24 protein-coding genes are annotated in these 25,641 nt (G+C 63.6%); 7 read left to right on the top strand and 17 right to left on the bottom strand.

Annotated elements, in window-relative coordinates; translation table 11 throughout:
• Nucleotides 1–14: 14 nt before the first annotated feature.
• The 3 genes from J7548_RS01045 to J7548_RS01055 all read right to left on the bottom strand — a co-directional run bounded on the left by J7548_RS01045 (nucleotide 15) and on the right by J7548_RS01055 (nucleotide 2,515).
• Nucleotides 15–1,334 carry an MFS transporter gene (locus tag J7548_RS01045; protein WP_290969164.1) on the bottom strand — a complete coding sequence of 440 codons (1,320 nt, stop codon included), beginning with the start codon at nucleotides 1,332–1,334 and terminating at the stop codon, nucleotides 15–17.
• 335 nt (nucleotides 1,335–1,669) lie between these two features.
• Nucleotides 1,670–1,987, bottom strand: a complete 318-nt coding sequence (locus J7548_RS01050; RefSeq protein ID WP_290969166.1) for a YnfA family protein — start codon at nucleotides 1,985–1,987, stop codon at nucleotides 1,670–1,672.
• 36 nt (nucleotides 1,988–2,023) lie between these two features.
• Nucleotides 2,024–2,515, bottom strand: coding sequence for an MgtC/SapB family protein (locus J7548_RS01055; protein WP_290969169.1), 492 nt, complete (start codon nucleotides 2,513–2,515; stop codon nucleotides 2,024–2,026).
• 177 nt (nucleotides 2,516–2,692) lie between these two features.
• On the opposite strand from J7548_RS01055, the gene J7548_RS01060 reads away from it, so the two are divergent.
• Nucleotides 2,693–3,730 carry a glycoside hydrolase family 16 protein gene (locus tag J7548_RS01060; protein WP_290969171.1) on the top strand — a complete coding sequence of 346 codons (1,038 nt, stop codon included), beginning with the start codon at nucleotides 2,693–2,695 and terminating at the stop codon, nucleotides 3,728–3,730.
• A gap of 28 nt (nucleotides 3,731–3,758) precedes the next feature.
• Here the strand turns inward: J7548_RS01060 and J7548_RS01065 are convergent, their stop codons facing one another.
• The 6 genes from J7548_RS01065 to xylF all read right to left on the bottom strand — a co-directional run bounded on the left by J7548_RS01065 (nucleotide 3,759) and on the right by xylF (nucleotide 11,302).
• Nucleotides 3,759–4,640 (bottom strand): amidohydrolase family protein, encoded by an 882-nt coding sequence (locus tag J7548_RS01065; RefSeq protein ID WP_290969172.1) that lies wholly within the window; start codon nucleotides 4,638–4,640, stop codon nucleotides 3,759–3,761.
• 73 nt (nucleotides 4,641–4,713) lie between these two features.
• Nucleotides 4,714–6,498, bottom strand: coding sequence for an IlvD/Edd family dehydratase (locus tag J7548_RS01070; RefSeq protein ID WP_290969176.1), 1,785 nt, complete (start codon nucleotides 6,496–6,498; stop codon nucleotides 4,714–4,716).
• Between the two features lie 75 nt (nucleotides 6,499–6,573).
• Nucleotides 6,574–7,341 carry an SDR family oxidoreductase gene (locus tag J7548_RS01075; protein ID WP_290971534.1) on the bottom strand — a complete coding sequence of 256 codons (768 nt, stop codon included), beginning with the start codon at nucleotides 7,339–7,341 and terminating at the stop codon, nucleotides 6,574–6,576.
• Between the two features lie 118 nt (nucleotides 7,342–7,459).
• Complete coding sequence (locus J7548_RS01080) at nucleotides 7,460–8,599, bottom strand: sugar ABC transporter permease (RefSeq protein WP_290969179.1); 1,140 nt, start codon at nucleotides 8,597–8,599, stop codon at nucleotides 7,460–7,462.
• A 22-nt stretch (nucleotides 8,600–8,621) separates the two neighbouring features.
• Nucleotides 8,622–10,178: a D-xylose ABC transporter ATP-binding protein gene (gene xylG / locus J7548_RS01085; protein ID WP_290969182.1), complete on the bottom strand. Its 1,557-nt coding sequence runs from the start codon at nucleotides 10,176–10,178 to the stop codon at nucleotides 8,622–8,624.
• Nucleotides 10,179–10,285: 107 nt separating this feature from the next.
• Nucleotides 10,286–11,302 (bottom strand): D-xylose ABC transporter substrate-binding protein, encoded by a 1,017-nt coding sequence (xylF, locus tag J7548_RS01090; RefSeq protein WP_290969184.1) that lies wholly within the window; start codon nucleotides 11,300–11,302, stop codon nucleotides 10,286–10,288.
• 483 nt (nucleotides 11,303–11,785) lie between these two features.
• Here xylF and J7548_RS01095 point away from each other — a divergent pair, with 483 nt between their 5' ends.
• The 4 genes from J7548_RS01095 to J7548_RS01110 all read left to right on the top strand — a co-directional run bounded on the left by J7548_RS01095 (nucleotide 11,786) and on the right by J7548_RS01110 (nucleotide 15,369).
• On the top strand, nucleotides 11,786–13,057 hold the full coding sequence (locus J7548_RS01095; protein WP_290969186.1) for a DNA-binding transcriptional regulator: 1,272 nt from the start codon (nucleotides 11,786–11,788) through the stop codon (nucleotides 13,055–13,057).
• A 69-nt stretch (nucleotides 13,058–13,126) separates the two neighbouring features.
• The gene (locus J7548_RS01100) at nucleotides 13,127–14,191 is read left to right on the top strand and encodes an aldose epimerase family protein (RefSeq protein WP_290969189.1); all 1,065 of its coding nucleotides are present in this window, start codon (nucleotides 13,127–13,129) and stop codon (nucleotides 14,189–14,191) included.
• A gap of 303 nt (nucleotides 14,192–14,494) precedes the next feature.
• The gene (locus J7548_RS01105) at nucleotides 14,495–14,791 is read left to right on the top strand and encodes a cupin domain-containing protein (RefSeq protein WP_290969191.1); all 297 of its coding nucleotides are present in this window, start codon (nucleotides 14,495–14,497) and stop codon (nucleotides 14,789–14,791) included.
• Between the two features lie 143 nt (nucleotides 14,792–14,934).
• Entirely contained in the window at nucleotides 14,935–15,369 is a 435-nt protein-coding gene (locus J7548_RS01110; RefSeq protein ID WP_290969193.1) for a hypothetical protein, read from the top strand.
• Nucleotides 15,370–15,450: 81 nt separating this feature from the next.
• On the opposite strand, the gene J7548_RS01115 is transcribed toward J7548_RS01110, so the two are convergent.
• The 4 genes from J7548_RS01115 to acnA all read right to left on the bottom strand — a co-directional run bounded on the left by J7548_RS01115 (nucleotide 15,451) and on the right by acnA (nucleotide 20,005).
• Nucleotides 15,451–15,618 (bottom strand): hypothetical protein, encoded by a 168-nt coding sequence (locus tag J7548_RS01115; RefSeq protein ID WP_290969196.1) that lies wholly within the window; start codon nucleotides 15,616–15,618, stop codon nucleotides 15,451–15,453.
• A gap of 63 nt (nucleotides 15,619–15,681) precedes the next feature.
• Entirely contained in the window at nucleotides 15,682–16,422 is a 741-nt protein-coding gene (locus J7548_RS01120; protein ID WP_290969199.1) for an ABC transporter substrate-binding protein, read from the bottom strand.
• Between the two features lie 17 nt (nucleotides 16,423–16,439).
• Nucleotides 16,440–17,345, bottom strand: a complete 906-nt coding sequence (locus J7548_RS01125) for a GntR family transcriptional regulator (RefSeq protein WP_290969201.1) — start codon at nucleotides 17,343–17,345, stop codon at nucleotides 16,440–16,442.
• A gap of 32 nt (nucleotides 17,346–17,377) precedes the next feature.
• A complete protein-coding gene (acnA, locus tag J7548_RS01130; protein WP_290969203.1) occupies nucleotides 17,378–20,005 on the bottom strand; it encodes an aconitate hydratase AcnA in 2,628 nt (875 codons plus the stop codon).
• Between the two features lie 254 nt (nucleotides 20,006–20,259).
• Between acnA and J7548_RS01135 the strand changes: the two genes are divergently transcribed.
• Together J7548_RS01135 and J7548_RS01140 are read left to right on the top strand one after the other, a co-directional pair.
• Nucleotides 20,260–21,306 (top strand): beta-propeller fold lactonase family protein, encoded by a 1,047-nt coding sequence (locus J7548_RS01135; protein WP_290969205.1) that lies wholly within the window; start codon nucleotides 20,260–20,262, stop codon nucleotides 21,304–21,306.
• Between the two features lie 61 nt (nucleotides 21,307–21,367).
• Nucleotides 21,368–22,666, top strand: coding sequence for an MFS transporter (locus J7548_RS01140; RefSeq protein ID WP_290969207.1), 1,299 nt, complete (start codon nucleotides 21,368–21,370; stop codon nucleotides 22,664–22,666).
• On the opposite strand, the gene J7548_RS01145 is transcribed toward J7548_RS01140, so the two are convergent.
• The 4 genes from J7548_RS01145 to J7548_RS01160 are packed head-to-tail and all read right to left on the bottom strand — an operon-like array spanning nucleotide 22,663 to nucleotide 25,631.
• Nucleotides 22,663–22,947 (bottom strand): DUF971 domain-containing protein, encoded by a 285-nt coding sequence (locus J7548_RS01145; RefSeq protein ID WP_290969209.1) that lies wholly within the window; start codon nucleotides 22,945–22,947, stop codon nucleotides 22,663–22,665. The two genes, J7548_RS01140 and J7548_RS01145, sit on opposite strands and share 4 nt — an antisense overlap.
• An 11-nt stretch (nucleotides 22,948–22,958) precedes the next feature.
• Nucleotides 22,959–23,927, bottom strand: coding sequence for a HEAT repeat domain-containing protein (locus tag J7548_RS01150; RefSeq protein ID WP_290969212.1), 969 nt, complete (start codon nucleotides 23,925–23,927; stop codon nucleotides 22,959–22,961).
• 9 nt (nucleotides 23,928–23,936) lie between these two features.
• Nucleotides 23,937–24,776, bottom strand: coding sequence for an ABC transporter ATP-binding protein (locus tag J7548_RS01155; RefSeq protein WP_290969215.1), 840 nt, complete (start codon nucleotides 24,774–24,776; stop codon nucleotides 23,937–23,939).
• A gap of 3 nt (nucleotides 24,777–24,779) precedes the next feature.
• Nucleotides 24,780–25,631: an ABC transporter permease gene (locus J7548_RS01160; protein ID WP_290969218.1), complete on the bottom strand. Its 852-nt coding sequence runs from the start codon at nucleotides 25,629–25,631 to the stop codon at nucleotides 24,780–24,782.
• Between the last annotated feature and the right edge of the window lie 10 nt (nucleotides 25,632–25,641).

The raw sequence follows: 25,641 nt of genomic DNA on the forward strand, positions 1-25,641 counted from the left end.
TGTTGGGTTGCTCCTCAGGCTGCTGCTTTGTTGTCGGCCAGTACCGCTTCGTCGTTCTTGTCCGGCGCCGTGAAGCGCACCGCCACCGCGCACAGCGCCGAGATGGTGACCAGCACGCCCAGCATCGACAATGTCTGCTGGGTGTTGCCAAGGCCCTTCATCAGGAAACCGGCGGCGACCGCGCCGACATTGCCGCCGGCGCCGATGATGCCGGCCACGCCGCCCAGCGCGCGGCGGTCGATGAAGGGCACCAGCGCATAGGTGGCGCCGCAGGCCATGTGGGTGAACAGGCCGAAGCACAGCATGGCGATTACCGCGCCGGCGACGCTGCCGGCGTGGGCGAACCACAGCAGGCCGAGGCCTTCGCCCAGCATCATCACGAACAGCAGGGTGGCGCGGCGGTTCAGCCCGCCCGCGGCGGCCACCTTGTCGGACACGATCCCGCCCAGGGCGCGGGCGAACAGCGCCAGCAGGCCGAAGCTGGCTGCGGCGATGCCGGCGGATTCCAGCGACAGCTTGAAATGCTCGACGTAATAGATGGCGGCGATGTTGTGGATGAAGATTTCCACGCCGAAGCAGGCGCCGTAGGTGATGAACAGCATCCACACGCGGTAGTTGCCGGCGGCGGCGCGGAAGCTGTACCAGCCGCCGCTTTTTCCTCCTCCTTTGCCGCTTTCGACATTCACGCCGGCGGCGCGCAGCGCATCGAAATTGCCTTCCGGGCAATCCTGGGTAAAGCGCCAGTAGAGCGCGGCCATGACCAGCATCAGCGCGCCCGGCACCAGCAGGGCCACGCGCCAGCCCCAGCCGTGCGACACGCCCAGCATCAGTACGGCGGCCATCAGTAGCGGCATCGCGCCTTGCGCCACGCCGCCGCCGGCATTGCCCCAGCCGGCGGTGGCGGCGTTGGCGGTGCCTACCACGTTGGGGGCGAACATCACCGAGGTGTGGTACTGGGTGATCACGAAGCTGGCGCCGACCGCGCCGATCAGCAGGCGGAAGAACAGGAAGCTTTCATAGCTCTGCGCGAAGGCCACGCCGATCACCGGCACGGCGCCCGCCAGCAGCAGGCCGGTATAGGCCTTGCGCGGGCCGAAGCGGTCGCACATCGGGCCGATGATGAGGCGCACCAGGATGGTCACGGCCACGGCGGCGATGTTGATGTTGGCGATCTGGCCGGGGCTGAGCTGGAACTCGCCCTTGATCACCGGCATCAGCGGCGCGCAGGCGAACCAGGCGAAGAAGCAGACGAAGAAGGCCATCCAGGTCAGGTGGAAGGCGCGCATCTGGGGCGTGCCCAGCGAAAACAGCGCGATACGGTTTGCTTTGCCCATTGTTGATCCCTAACAATAAAAAAAGCGCCCGCTTGAGCCCGGGCATTGCCTCGGGTCAAACGGACGCCATTGTCCTTGTGTGTTGCAGATCCATCGTTAGAGCTGCATCGCAAATTGGTGGGATCGCCTTTGATCCTGACGGGGATAATGCAAAGCTCGTGCCAGCGATCGGAATCGGCTGGAAAGCCTTGCCAGAAAAGGATCTTCAGAGAGGAAGGTGCGAAGCGGGAAAGACCGGCCGGGGACGGTTATATATCATTCCATGATGTATTGCAGTGCACGTTGCGCGCAAATGGTGCGGTGCGTTGAATCGTTTTGGGGGGAGAGACAGGTTCTTAGCGCGGCTGGAAAGCGATGATCCCCATCCCGGCCAGCGCCACGGCGACGCCGGCCACGTCCCAGGCCGAGGGGCGGATGCCGTCCACCAGCCACAGCCAGGCGATCGCCACCGCGATGTACATCCCGCCATAGGCGGCATACACGCGCCCGGAAGCCGCATCGTGCAAGGTCAGCAGCCAGGCGAACAGGGCCAGGCTGGCCGCGGCCGGCAACAGCAGCCATGCGCTGCGATCCTGCTTGAGCCAAAGATAGGGGAGGTAGCAGCCGACGATTTCGGCCAGGGCGGTGCAGAGGTAGAGAAACAGGGTTTTCATGACGGTTCAGCCAGTGTCGCGGACTTGGAACGGCGCTCAGGCTTCATCGTGCAAACTGATGTCGGCGCGTTCGCGGTCGGTTTTTTCCATCCAGCGATGGTGCAGGGCGCTCTCTATCTTGCGCCCGAGGACGAACAGCAGCAGGATCAGCGCGGTCGCCATCAGCGCCACTTGCCACCAGCCCAGGCCGCACACGATGCCTACCGCGGCCGTGACCCAGATCGAGGCGGCGGTGGTCAGGCCGCGCACTTTCTCGGAAGTGCGCTCATGGACGATCACGCCGGCGCCGAGAAAGCCGATGCCGGTGATCACCCCCTGGATCGCGCGGCTGGCCGCGTCATGGCTGTAGCCGCCGCTCGTGATCGCGAAGTTCATGCTGGCCATGGTGGCCAGGGCCGAACCCAGCGCCACCAGGCCAAGCGTCTTCATGCCGGTGGGCTTGCCGCGCAGGTTGTGGTCGATGCCGATGGCGCAGCCGATCAGCATGGCCACAAGCAGGCGAAGAAAAATTTCCAGTTGGTCGCTCATGGCATCAGGAGGGGGGGTAGCGGTTAAATGGGGTTACGTAACTATTTCCCCGCGGAGGGAAACTGCAGGCGTTGTCCGACAGCGTCTTGCTGATTTTTTCGGCATGGCGATTTTATCCTTGCCTTGGACTTTTCTCTATTTAAACTCAAAGGTAGCGCATCCTGATCGGAGGCTGTCATGCGATACCCCATGCTGTTTTGGGGGCTGCTTGCCAGTGCATTCCAGGCAGTGGCCGGCCCTAATTACTCCGAGGCGCCGCTGCGCGTACCGGCGGCCAATGTCATCCTTTACGTGCCATGGGAAACGCCGCAAGCCTATTGCCAGCCGGTTTCCCGCTGGACCAGCGACAAGCCGCGCGTATTCAGCCCGAGCCTGCGCAAGACATTCACCGAGAATTTCGACATCGTGCCGCCGCTGGCCAACGGCGACGGCAGCGCGGGCAAGTGGGCGCCGCACTTCGACGGCGGCTACTCGAACGGAAAATTCATGGGATATGAATGGGAGGTCAAGCGCTACCAGCCGGCGGCGCACGAACAGCAGCTTTATGTCGATCCCGCATTCAAGGGGGCGGGTACTGCAGCGCTGAACCTCAACCCCTTCAGCGTGAGCGACAGCGTGCTGACCATTACTGCCCAGCGCACGCCATCGGCGCTATTGCTTGCATTGTGGGGCCACGCCTACACCTCGGGAGCGCTGTCCACGCATGAGATGTTCGGGCAGACCTACGGCTATTTCGAGATGAGCGCCCAGGTACCCAGCTCCCAGGCGCTGCTGCCGGCATTCTGGATGCTGCCGGTCGACCGGAGCTGGCCGCCGGAGATCGACATCATGGAAGCGCCGGGGCATGAGACGCTTACCTACAGCACCGGCTCCCACTGGATCGAAGGCAGCCCTTCGGTGGCCCAGACCTCGGTCTGCAAGATCCCGTCGCCGGGATTCGGCACGGGTTTCCACACCTATGGCATTCTCTGGCAGCCCGACCGCATCGTCTATTACTACGACCGCCTGGCGGTGGCGCAGATCGCCACCAAGCCGGGGCAGGACAAGCCCTTCTACATGATGGTCAACCTCGCCGTCGGCGGGGACTGGCAGGGATTCGCCACCCCGGACACGGTATTGCCGCAGCAAATGAAAGTCGACTGGATCGCAGCTTATACCGTGACGGGTCCCGTCGGCTGTGCCAAGGATGCGCGCGGGGTGACCCTTTGCAAATGAGTGCAATGGCGCGGCCCGGCCGCTTGCCTCAGGAAGACAAACCGTACACCTTGGCCGAAGTCTCTCCCCACAGGGCATCCTGTTCGCTTGCCGACATGCGCGTCTGGGCCCATTCGCGGGTCACCGACACCACCCTGGAGTAGGACGCGGCGAGCAGGCAGACCGGCCAGTCCGACCCGAAGATGAGCCGTTGCGGCCCGAAGACTTCCAATGCGGTATCCAGGCACAGCAGGATATGGTCGAAGTCGCGCAGGCATAGGCCGCGTATCCAGTCGGCTTCGGTCACCAGGCCGGAAAGCTTGCAGGTGACGTGGGGCATGGCGGCCAGCTCCCGCACTTCCTCGCGCCAGCGTTCGAAAGCGCCCTTGTTCTTGCGGAACTCCTTGAGCGCCGGCTTGCCCAGATGGTTGAGCACCAGCCAGTGCTTGTCATGGCGCGAGCAGAAGGCGCGCACCGACGGCAGTTGGCGCTCATGCACCAGCACGTCATAGACGTAGCCCCGCTCTTGCAGCCAGCGGATCCCGTCGTTGAATTGCGGCTGCGCCAGGAAGGCCGAGGGATCGCTCTCGTCCTGGATCTGGTGGCGGAAACCCAGCAGCTTGGTGCGTCCCCATTGTTCGACATGGTCCGCCAGTTCGGGCGAGGAAATGTCTTCCCAGCCGATCACCCCGGCGATGCAGCGGTCCTGCCGCGCCAGGCCCAGCAGGAAGGCGGTCTCGTCGCGCCCGGCGCGCGCCTGCACCGTGATCGACGCATGCAGGCCATGCGCCTCCAGCAGCGGCTGGAACTGGTAAGGCAGCCGGTCCTGCGCCAGCAGGTCCATGTCGGTGCCTATCCATGGATAGTCTTCCGAGCGGTAGCGCCAGAAATGCTGGTGGGCATCGATCCGTAGGGGTTTTTTCGTCTTCATGGGGACAACTCCGCTCGGTAACCGGTGGGACTGTCGGGCAAAGGGTCGAATATCGGCATAACGGTTGCTGCGCTTAGTGGTTGTGGCGCGGCAAGGTCTGCGCCACACCCTGGTACTTGACCGCGAGCTCCATGCAGGCGCCGGTTTCCAGCTGGCCGACGGTGCTGCGGTAGATTTCCTGCCACGGCGTCTGGCTCGGCGGCACGGCGGGAATGCCTTCGGTCTTGCGCCGGGCCAGTTCTTCATCGCTGACCAGCATGTCGCATCGCCCGGTGTTGAGGTCGATGCGCACCTTGTCGCCGTGGCGCAGATAGGCCAGACCGCCGCCGACGGCGCTTTCCGGGGAAGCGTTGAGAATCGACGGGCTGTCGGAAGTACCCGACTGGCGGCCGTCGCCCAGGGTCGGCAGCGTGCTGATGCCGTTGCGCAGCAGGGCGTCGGGCGGTTGCATGTTGACCACCTCGGCCGAACCCGGCCAGCCGACCGGGCCGGCGCCGCGGATGACCAGGATGGTGTTTTCGTCGATGCCCAGCGCCGGATCGTTGATGCGGGCGTGGTAATCGTCGGAACCGTCGAACACGGCGGCGGTGCATTCGAAGATGCCCTCGCTGCCGGGCGTGCTCAGGTAGCGCTGGCGGAAGGTGTCCGAGATGACGCTGGTTTTCATGATGGCGAAGTTGAACAGGTTGCCCTTCAACACCAGGAAGCCGGCCCGCTCGCGCAGCGGCGCGGCGAACGGGAAGATCACTTCGCGGTCGCCGGTTTCGCGGCCTTCCAGGTTTTGCGCCATGTTCTTGCCGGTGGCGGTGATGCGTTCGGAACGCAGCTTGCCGGCCTGCTGCAGCTCCCACATGACGGCGGGCACGCCGCCGGCGCGGTGGAAGCGCTCGCCGAGATACTTGCCGGCCGGTTGCATGTTGAGCAGCAGCGGCACGTCGTAGCCGTACTTCATCCAGTCGTCGGAATGCAGTTCGACGCCGGCGTGGCGCGCCATCGCCATGATGTGCGGCTGGGCGTTGGTGGAGCCGCCGATGGCGGCGTTGACCACGATCGCATCGAGGAAGGCGTCGCGCGTGAGGATGGCCGACGGGCGCAGGTCTTCATAGGCCATGCCGACGATGCGGCGGCCGGTTTCATACGCCATCTGGCCGCGCTCCCGGTACGGCGCGGGAATCGCCGAGCAGCCGGTGAGCGACATGCCGAGCGCCTCGGCGATGGCGTTCATGGTCGAGGCCGTGCCCATGGTGTTGCAGTGGCCGGAAGAGGGCGCGGAGGCCGCGGCGATCTCCAGGAATTTCTCGTTGTCGATCAGGCCGGCCGACAATTGCTTGCGGCCTTTCCAGATCGCCGCACCGGAACCGACCAGTTCGCCGTCCATCCAGCCGTCCAGCATCGGTCCGCCGGACAGCACGATGGCGGGAATATCCACGGTGGCCGCCGCCATGATCTGCGCCGGCGTGGTCTTGTCGCAGCCGGTGGTCAGCACCACCGCGTCGATCGGGTAGCCGTGCAGGATCTCGACCAGGCCCATGTAGGACAGGTTGCGGTCGATCGCGGCGGTCGGTCGGCGGCAGTTTTCAAATACCGGGTGCAGCGGGAATTCCATCGGGATCCCTCCCGCGTCGCGGATGCCGTCGCGCACGCGGCGCGCCAGTTCCAGGTGGATGCGGTTGCACGGGCTGATGTCGCTGCCGCTTTGCGCGATGCCGATGATGGGACGGCCGGAGCGCAGCTCCTCGGCGGTGATGCCGTAGTTCATGAAGCGCTCGAGGTAGAGCGCCGTCATGTCGATGTGATCGGGATTGTCGAACCAGTCCAGGGAGCGGAACCGGCGGGGAGTTGGCTGTTGATTCTTCATGGGTTACCTCTGCTGTGGAATGTCGGCGGAACCTGCCAATATTGCCGATCCGCCGACATCGCACTGTTCATCGCTTCAGGCGCCGAGCCAGCCGGCGTCGACGTAATAGTTGCGACCGGTGCACATGGCCGCGCTGTCGGAGGCCAGGAACAGCGCCATCGCCGCCACGTCATGCGGTTCGATGCGCTTGGGCAGGCATTGCGAGGACAGGATGTTGGCTTCTTCCTCCGGGTTGTGCCACAGGCGCGTCTGGCGCGGCGTGCGGATCGCGCCGGGCAGGATGCAGTTGACCCGCACGCCGTGCGCGCCGAGGTCGCGCGCCAGGCCGTGGGTGAGGCCTTCGATGGCGGCCTTGGCGGTCATGTACAGCGTCAGGTTGGGCAGGCCCAGGTGCCAGGAAATGGAACCGAAGTTGATGATCGCGCCGCGGCCCTGTTCGCGCATGCCGGGAGCCACCGCCTGCGCGCAGAAGAACTGGTGGCGCAGGTTGACCGCCATGCGTTCGTCCCAATAGGTGGGGCTGACGTCGGCGAGGGCATGGCGGTCGTCGTTGGCGGCGTTGTTGATCAGGACGTCCACCGTGCCGGCGCTTTCATGGATGCGCGCGAAGGTGGCGGACAGGGCGTCCAGGTCCATCAGGTTGCAAGGCAGGAAGACGGGCGGGAAGACCGAATCTTTCAGCGACGCTTCCAGCGCGCGCGATTCCGCTTCCGCGATATCGAGAAAGAACACCTTCGCCCCTTGCCCGGCGAAGCCGGTGACCAAGGCCGCGCCGATGCCGGTGCCGCCACCGGTGATGACGACCCGCTTGCCGGCCAGGCTGGGGTAGATCGCGTGCTCCATCGGAATGGGGGCGGGTGCTGCGGATTGAACTGATGCGGTCATGCTGAGGTACTCCAGTAATAGGGTGAAACACCCCTGGGCAATGCCCAGGGGAATTAAGTGGATATCGGGCCTGCGTTCAACGTCCCGAACGGGTGCTCACGTCCACCCAAACGGCCAGCACCAGGATGCTGCCCTTGACGATCATCTGCCAGTAGGTGCCGACGTCGAGCATCGACATGCCGTTGTCCAGGCTGGCCATCACCAGCGCGCCGATCAGCGCGCCGTAGATGGTGCCCGAGCCGCCGCGCATCGAGGTGCCGCCGATGAAGCAGGCGGCGATGGCGTCGAGTTCGCCCATGTTGCCCGCCGATGGCGAGCCGGCGGCCAGGCGCGCCGTGTTGACCAGGCCGGCCAGTGCGCACATCACGCCCATGATGCCGAACACCCAGAGCTTGACCGCCTGCACGTTGACGCCGGACAGTCGGGTGGCCTCCATGTTGCTGCCCACCGAGTAGATGCGGCGGCCGAATACGGTTTGCGTGGTGATGTAGCTGAACAGGCCCAGCAGCGCCAGCAACAGCAGCACCGGCACCGGAATGCCGTCATAGCTGTTGAGCGTGCGCACGAAGGCCAGCAGCACGGCGCCGATGACCAGCACCTTCACCGCATCGCGCCACAGGGGCGGCACCGGCAGCGCGTGGCGCGCATGGTTGACGCGCTGGCGCCATGTCAGCACCAGCGTCAACGCGAACAGGGCGACCATCAGCGCAATCCCCAGTTGCGGCGGCAGGTAGCCTTGGCCCAGGTACACCAGGTGTTCCGACACCGGGGCGATGGTCAGGCCGCCGGTCACGCCCAGCAGCACGCCGCGGAAGGCCAGCATGCCGCCCAGGCCGACGATGAACGAGGGGATGCGCTTGTAGGCGGTCAGGTAGCCGCTGAACAGGCCGAACACCAGGCCCAAGGCCAGCACCAGCGCCAGGTTGAGCGGCAGCGGCAGGTGGTAGGTCACGTCCAGGATGGCGGCGGCGCCGCCCAGCAGGCCCAGCAGCGAGCCGACCGACAGGTCGATCTCGCCGGCGATGATGACCAGCACCATGCCGCAGGCCAGGATGCCGGTGACGGCCATCTGGCGCAGCAGGTTGGACAGGTTGCGGGGCGTCACGAAGCCGCCTTCGGTCTGCCAGCTGAAGAAGGCCCAGATGATGGCGATGGCGATGAGCAGGGCGATGATCTTGTAGCGGCCGAAGATCTGCTTGATATTGGTTGTTGTCATACTCGGTTCCGGATGGTGTTGGTTATGCCGCAGCGGCTTGCGCTGCCTGGTGCTGTGCCGATTGGTTGATGGCGGCGGCCAGCACGGTCTCCTGGCTCAGGTTTTCATTGACGAAATCGCCGCGCAGCTTGCCTTCGCCGATCACCAGTACGCGGTCGGATACGCCCAGCACTTCGGCCAGTTCCGACGACACCATGATGACCGCCACGCCTTGCCTGGCCAGCGCCGCGATCAGGCGGTAGATTTCCGCCTTGGCGCCGACGTCGACGCCGCGCGTGGGTTCGTCGAGGATGAGCACCTTGGGGTTGGCCAGCAGCATCTTGGCCAGCACCGCCTTTTGCTGGTTGCCGCCAGAGAGGCCGGTGATGGGCAGGAAGGGGCTGGACGTCTTGAGCTGCATGCGGACGATTTCGTCCTGGATGGTCTTCAGTTCGGAGCCGGCGTCGATGCGGGTGCGGTGAGAAAACCGGTCCAGCACCGTCAGCGTGATGTTCTGGCCGACGCCGAAATCCGGCACGATGCCGTGATGCTTGCGGTCTTCCGGCACCATGCACAGGCCGAGGCGGATCGACTTGAGCGGCGTGCTGGTATCGACTTCGGCGCCATCCATGAATACCTTGCCTTCATAGCGGCCGGGGTAGGCGCCGAACAGGGCCGACACCAGTTCGGTGCGGCCGGCGCCGACCAGCCCGGCGATGCCGACGATCTCGCCGCGGCGCACCGAGAACGAGACGTCGTCGACGCGCTTGCGCCTGGGGTTGTCGACGTCGTAGCAGGTGACGTTGCGCGCCTCGAAAACCACTTCGCCGACTTCGTGCGCGCGCTCCGGATACATGGCCGTGATTTCGCGGCCGACCATTTGCGTGATGATCTTGTCCACGCTCATCTCTTGCATGGGCGTGGTGGCGATGTGCTTGCCGTCGCGGATCACCGAAATGGTGTCGCAGATTTCGGCCACTTCGTCGAGCTTGTGCGAGATATAGACGCAGGCCACGCCTTTGGCTTTGAGGTCCTTGATGATCTTCAGCAGCACGGAAATCTCGGCCGCCGTCAGCGAGGACGAAGGTTCGTCCAGAATCAGCAGGCGCGCCTTCTTGTTGAGCGCCTTGGCGATTTCCACCAGCTGCTGGTGGCCGCCGCCGTATTGCATCACGGGCAGGGCGACATTGATGTCCGGCATGTTCAGCTCGCGCATCAGTTCTTCGGCGCGGCGATACATCGCCGGGTAATTCATGCGGCCGCCGGGCAGGGTGATCTCGTGGCCCATGAAGATGTTCTCGGCCACCGACAGCTCGGGCACCAGCATCAGTTCCTGGTGGATGATGACGATGCCGGCCGCTTCGGTGTCGCGGATCGAATGGGCCACCAGCGGCTTGCCATCCCATTCGATTTCACCTTCCCATGTGCCGTGCGGATAGACGCCGGAAAGGATCTTCATCAGGGTGGACTTGCCGGCGCCGTTCTCGCCGCACAAGCCGACGCATTCGCCGGCCTTGATCTTGAGGTCGATGCCGTCCAGGGCGCGGACGCCGCCAAACTGCTTGGCGATGCCTTTCATCGCTAACAAATACTCAGACATGCCTGCTCTCGTGGAGTGGAAAAGGATGCGGCTGTCCGGCAGGCGCGCAGCCTGCCGGATAGCTTAAGAACCCGTTTCATTGTGAAACGGGTTCTAAGTCGACGCGATTACTTGCCGTCGATCTGGGCTTGGGTGTAGAAGCCGTCCTTGACCAGGATGCCGATGTTTTCCTTGGTCAGCAGGGTCGGCTTGAGCACGATGGTGTCGACCTTCTTCAGGCCATTGTCGTACTGCGCGTTGTAGGTCGGCTTTTCGTTGCGGGCCAGCTTCACCGACAGGTCGGCAGCTTCGGTCGCGATCAGCTTGAGCGGCTTGTACACGGTCATGGTCTGGGTGCCGGCGATGACGCGTTTCACAGCTGCCAGGTCGGCATCCTGGCCCGACACCGGCACCTTGCCCGCCAGTTTCTGGGCCGCCAGCGCCTGGATCGCGCCGCCGGCGGTGCCGTCGTTGGACGCGATGATGGCGTCGATCTTGTTGTTGTTGGCCGTCAGCGCGTTTTCGACGATGGACAGCGCTTCGGTCGGGTTCCATTCCTTCACCCATTGCTGGCCGACGATCTTGATGTCGCCGCGGTCGATGGCCGGCTGCAGGCCCTTCATCTGGCCGGCGCGGAACATCTTGGCGTTGTTGTCGGTCGGCGAGCCGCCCAGCAGGTAGTAGTTGCCCTTCGGCTTGGCCTTGAGCACGCCTTCGGCCTGCATTTCGCCGACCTTCTCGTTGTCGAAGGAGATGTAGGCATCGACATCCGCATTCAGGATCAGGCGGTCGTACGACACCACCTTGATGCCGGCCTTCTTGGCTTCCTTGATGGTGTTGGTCAGCACGGTCGCGTTGAAGGGCACGATCACAATGACATCCACGCCGCGCGAGATCAGGTTTTCGATCTGCGAAATCTGGCGGGATTCGCTGGCGTCGGCCGACTGGACGAATACCTTGGCGCCTTGCTTTTCAGCGGCGGCGGTGAAGAAATCGCGGTCGCGCGCCCAGCGCTCGACGCGCAGGTCATCGATGGAAAAACCGATCTTGGGGTTCTTGGCATCGGCCATCGCGCCGGTGCTCACCAGCGAAACGCTGGCTACCGCCATCAAGGCCATCACACTTTTTTTCAGGATTGCGTTCATTGCCTAATCTCCAATTTGATTATGATTTTTAAGGGGGCGCATTCCGGAGCTGGGCTGATGCTGGTCTTGTCGCCAGCCTGTTCACCAGCCGATTTTCATGGGGCGATTCGTATGCCGCTACCGTTTGGGGGAGGATGTAGCGGTTTGCCGTCTCGCTCCGCAAACTCGCGGAGGGCAAGTGTTCTACCCATTTATTGCTGCACATCAATGCCTTGTAAGGAATTGCAACCGGTTTTGATGTGAGGGCGATACTAGCAATCGGCGATTCATGTCTACAATTATGAAATTCACCAACCGGGATAGCGATTCTTTCTGTTGCGGTTGCACAAAGTCGTTACCGGGCAGATGGCTCGCTACAATTCCCGACGTGAAAAGAATGCCGGCCAAAACGCCGGAAAAGATGCTGACAAAACGCTGAATGGATGAGCCGGGCCGGCGCTTCCGGCGAGCAAAGAAAAAAGAAACATCAGGAGATAGAGCAGAGTGGCAAGAGCGCCGACAGTGCATCGCATTGCGTTGCTGTTCAATGCGAACAAGATATTCGACCGCGAGATCATCGCCGGCATCGGCGAGTACCTCAGCAGCACGCGCGCCTCGTGGGACCTGTATCTGGAAGAGGATTTCCGCGCGCGCCTGCAAGGGATCGAGCGCTGGCAGGGGCACGGCATCATCGCCGAATACGACGACCCCGCCACCGCCGAAGCCTTGTCGCGGGTGAGCCTGCCGGTGGTCGCCATCGGCGGCTCGTATGCCGATGAGAGCTTTTATCCGGAAGGCCGGCCCTATGTCGCCACCGACAACTTCAAGCTGGTCAAGCTGGCCTACGACCATCTGATCGAGGCCGGCCTGCAGAATTTCGCCTTCTTCAGTTTACCCGCGGCCGGCGGCAATCGCTGGGCGCAGGAGCGCGAGCGGATTTTCGACTCGCTCACGCAGCGCGACGGCATCCAGGGCTACATCTATCGCGGCGTCGGCACCAGCGCGCAGTCCTGGGACAGCGCCGTGGAGCAGTTGATCGCCTGGGTGCGCAGCCTGCCCAAGCCGATCGGCATCATCGCCGTCACCGACGCGCGCGCCCGCCAGCTCTTGCAGGCCTGCCTGTTCGCCGGCATCGCCGTGCCCGAGCAAGTGGCCCTGATCGGCATCGACAACGATCCGCTGGCGCGCGTGCTCACCCGCGTGCCGCTCAGTTCCGTGATCCAGGGCACCATCGAAATGGGGCGCACCGCGGCGCACTTGCTGCACCAGATGCTGCACGGCGCGCAGTTCCCCAATACGCGCATCATGGTGCCGCCGGCCGGCATCAATGTGCTGGCCTCCAGCCGCCACGAAGTGCGCAACCACCCGCACGTGATGCAGGCGATGCACTTCATCCGCCAATACGCCTGCCAGGGCATCAAGACGGAGCAGGTGGCCGACTACGTAGGCATCTCGCGCTCCTCGCTGGAATGGTATTTCCGGCGCGAGCTGGGGCGCAGCGTGCACGACGAAATCCTGCGCTTCAAGCTCGACGCCGCCAAGCGCATGCTGCAACAGGCCGGCAGCAACGCCGCCGACATCGCCGTGACCTGCGGCTTCACGTCGGTGCAATACATGCACGCGGTCTTCAAGCGCGAACTGGGCTGCACGCCCAGGGAGTACCAGGAACAGTTGGCCGTCAGTGGGGATGCGCCAAAGCAGGAGGCCGCGCGGCCGAGGAAAAAATTGCCGGTTTCCGGGGCGGCGCCGCCATTGGATGACGGCGGCAACCTGTAGCGATCGAACCATCAGTTAACGAACACACAGATGGGTTGGGCATCCGATCCATTACCAATTTCCCAGACGATGACGCACTTCACAATCTCCAGCACATCCGCCGAACACGGCGTCAACCTGTATACCTTGCGCAATGCCTACGGCATGCGCGTCATCATCAGCGACCGCGGCGCCGCCATGGTTTCCTGGTGGGCGCCGGACCGCTACGGCCGCGAAGCCGACGTCTTGCTCGGCTACCAGGACATCGAGCGCTACATCGCCAATCCGGCCTACTTCGGCAGCATCGTCGGCAGGTGGGGCAACCGCATCGCCGACGGCCGCTTCACGATGGACGGCGTCGATTACCAGGTGGACCGCAACAACGGCGACAACCACCTGCATGGCGGCGAGAGCGGCTTCCACCTGATGCAATGGCAGGTACAGCCCGATCCCGAAGGCCTGCGGATGACGCTGGTATCGCCCGACGGCGCGGCCGGCTTCCCGGGCAACGTGCTGGCCTCGGTGCTGTACCGCCTCGACGACGAAGGACGGCTGCGTATCGACTATACCGCCACCACCGACGCGCCCACGCCGATCAACCTGACATCGCACGGCTATTTCAACCTCAACGGCGGCTGCGACAACATCTGCGACCACATCCTGTCCATCGACGCCGATACCTATTTGCAGGTCAACAGCAAGCTGATTCCCGAACGGGCCGCGGAAGTCGCCGGCAGCGCTTTCGATTTCCGCCAGCCGGCGCCGATCGGTCCCCGTTTGTCATGGCCGGACGAGCAACTCAACATCGCCGGCGGCTTCGACCATTGCTACTGCCTGCACCGCGAGGAGCCGGATGCCGCCGAACCGGGGCGCCACCCGCAGGCATTGCGCGAGGTGGCAACGGTCTACGATCCGGGCTCGGGACGGCAGCTCACCGTATCGACGACCGAAATCGGGCTGCAGTTCTACAGCGGCAATTTCCTGAAAAACGTGCCGGGGCGGGGCGACAAACCTTATGCGCCGCATGACGGTTTTTGCCTGGAGGCGCAGGCCTATCCCAACCAGATCAACGGCCCCGAGGCTGAGGCGGTGATCTTGCGGCCCGGGCAGGTGTATCGCCAGACCACGGTGTATCGCCTGAGCGTGCGGGAGTAACGGGAAAATCCCGGGCTGTTTCTGCATACCGATATGCGGGAATATTCGTCGTTCGCGGCTTACGGATTGCTTATCCTGCCTGCCTCTTCAGCTCACATTGAAATGCCGGGTTCTGCCGGTAATGCTGCTCAGTCAAGTTGAAATCCATCTCCGTCGCCCTGACGAAGGTCAGGGCCCAGCGTCGTTGAGCGGCCATTGAGGCGCCACGAAAGACACTGGATCCCGGCCTTCGCCGGGACGACGATTTACAGATTGGAGGCCTAACTGAACGACATCAGGGTTCTGCCCGGCATTTTTCATTTCATGCCATTCATCGATTTCGCCAAACAGGCCATGGCGCTGCCGGCTGCCTGGTCTTCATCCGTGGTCGGGGAAGTAGGGCCGGCCCGCATCAAAGTGCTGCGCATGGACCGGCGCCCATACCCGGAAGAATCCCATGCGTACAACGAGGCATTGATCGTCATTGACGGCAAGCTGGAGCTGGACCTCGAGGGTGAGGCGCTTACTATCGCCAGTGGGGAAATGTATGTGGTTGCGGCAGGGACGCCGCATCGGGTCAGGGAGGGGAGCTACGGGACACTGGTTATTGTCGACCTCTAGTGATGCGCAGCGGTTTTTGCATGAAAAATGCCCTCGTTTAACCCTCAATGCATTATTCCAGCGTTTACCCTAAGCCTGCCCCTTACTTTGCAGGAAAGGGGTGACTCCCGGTTAACGTGTGTAACTGACTTTCAGGAAATCTTATGCTTAAGAAAATGATATTGGCTGCAAGCTTGGCTATGTCGCTGGGCCAGGCCTTTGCCATGGAGTTGTATTTCACGGTCAGTTATCAAAGCTATCCACTGGATACGCCCAACAACGCCGGCCGCGACATCGTTTTTGAAAAAAAGCCGATCCATCTTTCCGTGAGCGAAAACAACGAAGCGCTTGTGACAGAGGCCAAGAACCTCAAAAAGGCATACATCGACTACGTGAAGGCAACGTATCCGGCCTACATTGAGCGCGTGCTGAAATCCAAATATCACGACAACCTGGAGTCGCATTTGGATGCCAACGTCAATGTTGCCTACTTCGGGACGGCAGCCAAGGCGCAGGCCGACATCGCAGACAATATCGAGCACGCCAAGAAACTGGGATTTTCGATTGTCGAGTCCAGGGGATTTAGCTACAAGAAGTGATCATTTTTTTGGGGTGGCGGGCAAGCCCGCCACCGGAGGGGAGGCGGGGGGAGAAATCTTTCTGCGTTGTCGCCTGCGCGCTCAGAGCGCCTCTTCTTTCCTTTGCCTGGCTTCTTCCCTCGCATCTTCCATTAGCCGCCGGGTATCCACTTTCTCCCGAAGATAGGCTGCATGCGCTTCCCGGCTGAGGGGCGCGGTCGTCATCAATTCCTTCAGATCTACCGTGCTTTCGTTGTATCGCTGATACATGGCTGCTCCTGATTGAAAGGGATTCCCTGTCTTTTTACCACGGATTGAAGGAAGTGTTGTGTTTCAGGCCGCCTCCCTGCCTGGCGCCACCGAAGCCCCGATGATGCCGTGCCGCTGCAATGCTCCGGCGACAAAGCCATTAGCCTTCATCTTTTCCACAAACGCCGACAGGAATGCGGCCGCCTCCGGACCGCGGCTCTTGGGTGTGCCCATTGCCTGCCGGATCACCATGAAGCGTTCATTGAGCAGGCGCAGGCCGCCAAGCTGGGCGGCGTCGTGTTCCAACTGCTGTTTGACGCCGGCCGCGACTTCCGCGCCTTCCTTGAGGAAGAAATCGACGACGGCAGGCGAGGTGGGGGCGCGCAGGATGGTTGCGTTTTGCAGGGTGCGGGTCAGGTAGAGGTCGTATGCGCTGCCTTTGCCGACCACTACCCGATGGCCGGCGACGTCGACTTCGTCGTTGCTGCGCAGCGGGGAATCGTTCTTGACCAGGTAGAAGCCCTCGATCAGCACATAGGCATCGGTGAAGGCGATCTGTTCGCCCCGCACCGGGTCGATGGCGAAGAAACCGAAATCGGCCTGCTCCGCCGCTACCGCTTCCACCGACTTGCCGGCGGCATCGAACACGACCAGTTCCAGTTCGGCATCGAGTTCCTTCGCCAAGGCGCGAGCCAGGTCGACCGAAACGCCGCAGGGCGCGCCGGAGGCATCCTTGTTGGCGAGGATGGGGTTGCCCAGGTTGATCGAGGCGCGCAGCTTGCCGGTCGGGGTGAAGGCGGAGCGGATGTGGGGAGTCAGGTGCATGGCCGGTTCGGTGGATGTCAGGGTTGAAGGATGTCTCCGATCTTGGCGATGGAAGACAGGGTGTATTGCAGGTGTTCTTTCATGAACGCCGAGGCTTCTTCGTTGCGCTCCCGTTCCAGCAGTTCCAGGATGTGCAGGTGCTGGCGGCAATGTTCGGGATAGCGGTCGCGCCGGCGCATCGAGCGGTACGACAAAAGGCGGCGCACCCGGTTCACGCGCTTGATGGTATCGATGAAAAAGGCGTTGCCGGAAGCTTCCACCAGGCTTTCATGGAAGCGTACGCCGCGGTTATGCAGCTCGTCCGCGGTGGCGGTTTCGATGCCGCCATCGAGCAGGTGGAGTTCGGTAGCGCGGCAGCGCTCCAGCACTTCGCGTTCGATCCTGAAACCGGGTTCCAGCAGGGCGGCAGGCTCCAGCGCCAGGCGCAGGCGGTACGATTGCAGCAGGCTATCGGGGGTGAGCAGCATGCTGGAGAAGATCCAGCCATAGCCCGGCTTGCGCTCGGCCCAGCCTTCCTTGGCGATTCGGCTTAGGACGGCGTTGAGCTGGGAAGCGGTCAGGTTGTACGTATTCTTGATCAGTTGTTCCGAAAATTCCTGGGGCAAATCGCCCTTGAGCAGGTCGTCGGCGATGCGGAAATAGACCGATGTCACGACATCGTTCTCTTCCAGGCCGAGCGCCTGGACGATGTCCGAGGTTTTTTCAGAAAAACCGTCGGCGACGAAATAGCCTTTGTTCTTTTCGCGGGTCAGCAGGCCGTTCTCGTGCAAGAGCGCGAGGGCGGTATTGATCGGCTGGCGCGACACCCGCAGGCGGTCGGCCAGCATCTGGGCCGGCAAATGGGTGCCGACTTCCCAGGACTGGCTTTTCACCAGTTCCACAATTTGTTTCGAAATAGAGGATTCCGCGTCCATCGTCGTCATGGCTGTTGGGGCCGGGCGGCCCGATTCTCCTATTATGACTGACGCTGCGCCGCGATCGCGTTTCTCAGGATAAACGGGATCACGCCGCCGCGTCGCAGAAGCTCTGTCTCAAGCTGCGTTTCCACGGCGGCGCGGGCGATGATGCTTTCCACTGTTCCGTCATTCCTGACCAGGCGCACCGCGATGTCGCAGCGCGGTTGCAGCTTGTCTGCATCGGCATCGATTTCGATCCGGTCGCCGGGCCGGATGTTCAGCGCGGCCGGCGTCATGCCCTGGGGCAGGCGCAGCGGCAGGATGCCCATGCCGATCAGGTTGGAGCGGTGGATGCGTTCGAAGCTCATCGCCAGCACCGTGCGGATGCCCAGCAGGCGTTGGCCCTTGGCGGCCCAGTCGCGTGAGGAACCGGTACCGTAGCGTTCGCCGGCCAGCAGCACCACCGATTCCCCTGCTTCGCGGTAGCGCGCCGCCACTTCGAAGATCGGCGCGATGTCGCCGCTTGGCACATGCAAGGTCTGCCCCACAGGCGCATCGGGCGCCAGCAGGTTGCGCAGGGTTTTGCTGTAGAACGCCGCGCGCATCATCACTTCCCAGTTGCCGCGGCGCGAGGCGAACACATTCAGGTCGTTGCGATCGTCGCCACGCCCGACCAGGAAATCCGCGACGAAGCTGTCCTTGGGGATGGCGCTGGCCGGGGAGATGTGATCGGTGGTGATGTCATCGCCCAGCACCAGCAGCGGATAGGCGCTGAAGCGGCCGAGCTGCGTGCCTTCCTCCAGCGAGGCGAACGGCGGGCGGCGCAATGCCGTCGAGGCGGGCGACCAGGGGAAGCGCGGGGCATCAGGCACTTGCAGGGCGTGCCAGAGCGGATTTGCGGCGGCGATGGCGAAGGCCTTGGGGAAATCTTCCGCGCGCACGCCGGCGCGCACGGCGGCATCGATGTCTTCGCGGCTCGGCCACAGGTCGGCCAGGAACACCGGCACGCCTTCGGCGGTGTGCTGTATCGGCATGCTGGCGACATCGACCATGGCGTCGCCGGCCAGCGCGTGAACGATCACCAGTGCCGGCGACATCAGGAAGCCGAGATCCAGGTCCGGATGCACGCGGCCGGGGAAATTGCGGTTGCCGGAGAGAACGGCGACCGGGTGGATATCGTCGGCGGCCAGGGCCTGCTGGATCGGCGCGGTCAACGGGCCGGAGTTGCCGATGCAGGTGGTGCAACCATAGCCGACGATGTCGAAGCCGACGGCGGAGAGGTCATCGATCAGGCCAGCGCGCGCCAGGTAATCGGCCGCGGCGGGCGAGCCGGGACCAAGCGAGGTCTTGACCCAGCGGGGGACTTTCAGGCCCAGCGCGCGCGCCTTGCGGGCCACCAGTCCGGCGGCGGCCAGCAGGGCCGGATCCGAGGTATTGGTGCAACTGGTGATGGCGGCGATGGCGATGGGATGTTTCGGCAGCGGGCCGCCTTCATGTTTGGGCCGGAAGCCGAGCGCCGCCACCGTGGCGGCCAGCCGGTCGAACGGGAGCAGATCTTGCGGACGGCGCGGACCGGCGATGTGCATCCCGATCTGCTCCAGATCCACTTCGATGGTCTTGGTGTAGCGAGGGGCGTTGTCCGGTTCGTACCAGAAGGCATTGCGCTTGGCATATGCCTGCACCAGGTCGAGCAACGCCGCGGGCCGGCCGGTTTCGCGCAAATATTGGATGGTGGCGTCGTCGATCGGGAAGTAGCCCGAGCTTGCGCCGTATTCGGGGGCCATGTTGGCAACCACCGAACGCTCTCCGGCCGACAGGGCGGCTACGCCCGGGCCATAGAATTCCACAAACTCTCCAGACACGCCGATGGCGCGCAGGCGCTGGGTCACGGTCAGGGCCAGGTCGGTGGCCTGGACGCCCGGCTGCAGATTCCCGGTGAGCCTGACGCCGATGACGTCCGGAATGCGCATCATGGTCGGCATGCCGAACATCACAGTCTGCGCCTCCAGCCCGCCGACGCCCCAGCCGAGCACGCCGATGCCGTTGATCATCGGCGTGTGGCTGTCGGTGCCGATCAACGTATCGGGCACTACCCAGGCCTGGCCGTCGCGCACTTCGGTGGTCACGACGGTGGCCAGTTGCTCCAGGTTGATGGTGTGCATGATGCCGGTGCCGGGCGGATGGATCCGCACGCCGCGCATCACCTTCGAAGCCCAGCGCAGGAAGCTGTAGCGCTCGCCGTTGCGTTTGACTTCCAGCTTCAGGTTGCGCGCGATGGCATCTTTCTCCGCAAAAAATTCCACCGCCAGTGAATGATCCACCGAGATGTCCACGGGCAGGCCCGGGTTCAGCGCGGTCGGATCCCAGCCCGCTTCGGCCAGCGCATCCCGCATGCCAGCGATGTCCACCAGCGCCGGCGTGCTGGTCGTGTCGTGCATCAGCACGCGGCCGGGCTGGAAGGCGATTTCCGCTTCGCTGGTTCCCTCGTCGAGCCAGTCGAAAACCGCCGCGACCGCGTCCTCACGCTCTTGTCCGCTCGTATTGCGGATGATGTTTTCAAGAAGGATGCGCAGCACGACCGGCAACTCGCGCAAGCGCGGGCCGAACTGGGCCGGCAGATCCACCAGGAGGTAAGTGTCGCCGGCATGCGCAAGAACGCCCGGCGCGGATGAGGATAAATTTCGCATAAATCATTCTTGCATATTTTTATTGAAAAATGCAATATAAAGAAAAGAACAAATCATCAACCGACGGAGACGACACGATGCATCGAGGAAAAAACATGCCAGAACCCGCTCCGCAAGCCGCTGAGCCAGGGCGTCGACTGGTACTGCAAGCCTTGGGGGCGGCAGGTGGATTGGCCGCCTGGGGATTGACCGGCTGTGCCGCAGGAACAACAAACCAGGGTGCCGCGGCACTCACCACTACGAAAGGAAATGCAATGTTTGCTTACGTTGGCTGCCGCACGACGCGGGAACGCAACGCGCGCGGAGATGGGATCAGCGTCTTCAAGGTCGATACCGCGACCGGGAACCTGGAGCTGGTGCAATTGGTGAAGGATCTGGTCAATCCATCGTTCCTGGCCTTGAGCAAGGACGGCCAATATCTGTACACGGTGCACGGCGACCTGTCCGACATCAGCGCCTTCAAGGTCGACCGGGCCAGCGGCAAGCTGAGCTTCATCAACCGCAAGAGCACTCATGGCAAGAACCCGGTGCACCTGGCAATCGACCCGAGCGGCAAGTATGTAGTGGTGTCGAATCACCTCGGCTCCAGCCTGGCGGTGCTGCCGATTGCGGTCGACGGTTCGCTGCAGGAAATGACGCAACTGGTTACGCTGGAAGGGCCGACCGGGCCGCACCGGGTGGAGCAGAAGCTGTCCAAGCCGCACTTCAACCCGTTCGATCCGAGCGGCAAGTTCGTCGTGGTGCCGGACAAGGGGCTGGACCGTACCTTCACGTTCCGTTTCGCCGACGGCAAGCTCACGCCGGCCGGCAAGCCGTTTGTCGTATCGCGCGAAACCGCCGGCCCGCGCCACATTGCTTTCCACCAGCGCCTGCCGATGGCCTACGTCGTCAACGAACTGGATTCGACCGTGACGGCCTATGCGTATTCCGCGGAAGACGGCAGCCTGGCGCCGAAGCAGATCCTGAGCACCTTGCCGGAAAGCTTCACCGGGAATAGCCGGGCCTCGGAAATCGAGATCGACAAGACCGGACGCTTCCTGTACGCCTCCAACCGCGGTTACGACAGCATCGCGTCCTTCCACATCGACCAGCAAACCGGCCTGTTGAAGGCCGGCGCCGTGGTGCAGACGCAGGGCAAGACGCCGCGCTTCTTCGCCATTACCCCGGATAACCGTTTCCTGTACGCATTGAATGAAGACAGCGATTCCATCGTCGCCTTCTCCCTGCGGGTCGACGGCTCGCTCCATCCGACCGGCTTCTCCGTGGCATCGGGCAGTCCGGTCTGCATGGTGTTCTCGTAATCCAGGCCGCTGCCGTTTCATTCCCTTTTCAGGATGCCGGCGACCCGCCGGCAGTCACACCATGCAAACAAATCAGACCATCAACGAACGCGCGCTGGTCCGGAAGATCACCTCCAAGATCATTCCTTTCGTCTTCATCCTGTACATCATCTCGTACCTGGACCGCGCCAACATCGGCTATGCGGCCCTGCAGATGAACAAGGAGCTGGCGCTGTCCGCGGAAGCGTTCGGTTTCATTTCCGGCATCTTCTTCATCGGCTACTTCCTGTTCGAAGTGCCGAGCAACGTCATGCTCAACAAGTTCGGCGCGCGCCGCTGGATCGCCCGCATCCTGTTGAGCTGGGGGCTGGTGTCGGTGGCGTGCGGCTTCGTGCAGAACGCGACACAGCTCTACGTGCTGCGCTTTCTGCTGGGCGTGGCCGAGGCAGGCTTCTTCCCCGGGATCATCGTCTACCTGACCTACTGGTTCCGGCAAAAGGAACTGGCGACGACGGTGGCGCTGTTCACTGCCGCTATCCCCGTTTCCTACATCATCGGTGCGCCGCTCTCGACCTGGATCATGGATAACGTCCACTGGTTTGGCTGGAGCGGCTGGCGCTGGATGCTGGTGCTGGAGGGCGTGCCGGCAGTCATTGGCGGTTTGTTTTGCTATTTCTACCTGATCGATAGGCCTCAAGACGCCAAATGGCTGACCGACCAGGAAAAGGCGTGGATCCTCGATGAACTGGAAAAGGATCGCCAGGCCAAGCCTGAGGCCAAGCACCTCAGTACCGTCAAGACCATGACCAATCCGAAGGTGCTGTACCTGTCCTTTATCTACTTTGTGTACCAGTGCGGCAGCCTCGGCGTCGGTTACTGGATGCCGCAGATCATCAAGGGTTTCGCATCTTCGCTTACGCACACCCAGGTCGGCCTGATTGCGATGATTCCCTACCTGTTCGCCACCATCGTCATGGTGCTGTGGTCCAGGAGTTCGGACCGGCGTGTCGAGCGCCGCCTGCACTCGGCCATTCCCCTGGCAGTCGCGGCGGCAGCCATGGGCAGTATCGCGTATGTCGGCAATCCTTATGTGTCGATCTTGCTCATCAGCCTGAGCCTGGCGGGGCTGTATGCGTTCAAATCGCCGTTCTGGGCGCTGCCGACATTGTTCCTCTCGCGTGAGACCGCGGCGGTTTCGATTGCCGTCATCAATTCGCTGGGCAATCTCGGCGGTTTCGTAGGCCCGTCGCTCATCGGCTATGTGAAAGGCAAGGAAAACAGCGCGACCCTCGGCCTGCTGTTCCTGGCGGTGCTGCTTGTGATTTCCTTCTTGATGACCTTTTTCATTCGCATCAAAGAGACGAGGGCCGGGCAGGTTTAGCCGAACTCCCGAAGAAATTGCCACGGGTAGATGCCACGCTCATGCCCGTCGCTAAATATCAGTTGAACGCCGTATTGCCCCACCGGCGCCAGCGTTTCCAGGCGCACGCCGGGATCGGGTTCCAGCGCTTGCCCGGTGCGTTGCGTATAGGCCTTGCAATCGGCGCAGCGGCAAGCCTGGCGCAGTGCGAAGTAGGAGAGCACCTGGTGGCGGTCGTCATCCCATTCGATGTGCAAGGCCGCGCTGCCGGTCTGGTTGGTGAGGTGGAGGGGATGCGGCATGGCGATGGCGTTCAGGCGGCTGCGCGGATCTGTTCCAGGGCCAGCCGCACCGACTTGCGCACTTCCGGATCGGCATCCTGTTCCGCCCGTTGCAAGGCGGGCAGGGCAGCGGCATCGCCGATCTCGCCCAGCGCCAGTGCCGCTTCCTTGCGCAGGTTGCTGATCTCGTGCGTCAGCGTCACCAGTAGCGGTTCCACTGCCGCGCGATCGCGCAGGCGGCCCAGGCTGCGCGCGGCGCGCAAGCGGACTTGCCAGTAGGGATCGTCCAGCGCGGCGATGAGCGGTTCCAGCGCGCTGGCCGGCTTCAGTTTTCCCAAGGTGGTCGCCGCTTCTTCCCGGACTTGCCAGGCGGCGTCGCGCAATGCTGCCAGCAGCGCCGGCAGGGCCTGGATGCCTTGCGAGAAGCCCAGGGCGCCGGTCGCGGCGCGGCGCACTTCGGCTTCGCGGTCTTTCGCGGCCAGATGCATCAAGGCGGCGATGGCGCGGTTGTCCTTCAGGTAGCCGAGGACGGCGACCGCTTCGCGCCGCACCAGCGGATCGCTGTGCGCCAGCGCGTCCAGGGCCGGATCGAAGCTGGCGGCTACCCGCAGTTCGCGCAAGCCGCGCAGGATCGAAACCAGGACGAAGGGATGCTCGTCGCGGGCATGAGGCAGCAGCAGTTGCGCCGATTCGGGGTGCTTCAGTTCGCTCAGTGCATGGGCGGCGGCTTCCCGCACTTCCAGGTCTTCGTCGCGCAGCAGCGGCACGATGCCGGCTACGCTGGCGGGGCTTTCGAAGGCTTCCAGGGCGCGCGCCGCTTCCAGGCGCACGGCGGGAGAGGTGTCAGCCAGCGCCGCCACCAACAGCGGCGCGTGCTCGTCGCCGGCCACATCGATCAGGTCCAGCACGGCGATGCGGCGCACCGCCGCATCGGGATCGCGCAGGCGTTGGCGGAGCGCTTCGGTGTCATCGTCATACGTGGCGAAATCTGCTGCGTTCACTTCATTTCCTCAAATGGCAAATTGGACTTCGGAAAGCGTGGCCCCGAGCGGGCTCAGCCTTTCCAGCGGGATGGCCTTGGCCTGCGGATGCAGCAGGGCCAGGCAATGGCGCTTCAGTTCGATGAAGCGCGGCGAGGTGACCAGGCCGGCCTCGCGCGGCCGCGGAAAGTCGATGCGCAGTTCTTCGATGATGCGCCCGGGGCGCGGGCTCATCACCAGGATGCGGTCGGCCAGGAACAGCGCTTCGTCGATGTCGTGGGTGATGAACAGGATGGTGGTCGGGATCCGGGACCAGACATCCAGCAGCAGCTCCTGCATCTTCAGGCGGGTCTGCGCATCCAGCGCGCCGAACGGCTCATCCATGAGCATCAGGCGCGGATGGTTGATCAGCACGCGGGCGATCTCCACCCGCTGCTGCATGCCACCCGACAGCTGGGCCGGATAGCTGTGTTCGAAGCCGGCCAGGCCGACCAGTTCCAGCAGCTCGCGCGCCTTCTCATGGCGTTGCGCGCGCGGGATGCCTTTCATCTTCAGGCCGAAGGCGACGTTGTCGATCACGCGTTGCCAGGGGAACAGCGTATGGTGCTGGAACACCAGGCCGCGCTCGGGATGCGGGCCGGAGACGGCGGCGCCGTCGACCCTGACCTGTCCGGCGCCGGACGCCAGATGGCCGGCCAGCGCGCCCAGCAGGGTCGACTTGCCGCAGCCGGAAGGGCCCAGCACGCATACGAATTCGCCGGGGGCGATGTCGAGCGATACCTCTTGCAGCGCTGCGAAGCGGCGCCGGCCGGCGCCGAGTTCGATGGTCAGGCGGTCGATGGCGACGGCGCCGGGTTGTCTGGTGGCCATGTCTTACCTCTGCAGCAGATACCAGGGCATCAGCAGGTCGCCGATCTTGCGGATCGCCATGCTGCTGACCATGCCCATGATGCCGATGAACATCATCCCGACCACGATGTCGCTGTAGTTCTGGATGGTGTAGGAAGCCCAGGTGTAATAGCCGATGCCGAACTGGCCGGCGATCATCTCGGCCGTCACCAGGCAGAACCAGGCCGTGCCCATGCCGATCGACAGGCCGGTGACGATGCTGGGCGCGGCCGCCGGCAGGATCACCTGGGAAAATACCGCGCGCCGGCCGCTGCCCAGGCTGCGGGCGGAAGCGACCAGGCGCGGGTCGACGCCTTCCACGCCGTGGATGGTATTGAGCAGGATGGGGAACAGGGCGCCGATGAAGGTGATGTAGATCATCGATAGCTCCGACGAGGGAAACATCAGGATCGCCAATGGAATCCAGGCTACCGCCGGAATCGGCCGCAGCAGCTCCAGCGGCGGCAGCAGCACGTCGGACAGCCAGCGCAACCGGCCGATCAGCATGCCCAGCAGGATGCCGGCTGCGGCGGCCGCGGCAAAGCCGGCAAGCACCCGCACCAGGCTGGCCCACAGGTGCGACAGCAGTTTGGGCGATTGCGCCAGCGTCCAGGCCGCCGCCAGCACCTCGGCCGGCGCCGGGACGTTCTGGAACGTGACCAGGCCGAGATTGAGCCGGTGCTGCGACGCCCACTGCCAGAGCAGCAGGCAAACCGCGATCGATGCGATGCGCAAGGCATGCCGCCGCCATTGGCCGGGCTGGCCGGCGCCGGCCGGCGCGGGATCGGCGGCCACTCGCGCATCTTCCTGCACCGGCAACGATGAACTCAGGGTCATGGTCGGTTTC

Origin of the sequence: Herbaspirillum sp. (assembly GCF_017744395.1) — a bacterium.
Taxonomy (GTDB): Bacteria; Pseudomonadota; Gammaproteobacteria; order Burkholderiales; family Burkholderiaceae_D; genus Herbaspirillum.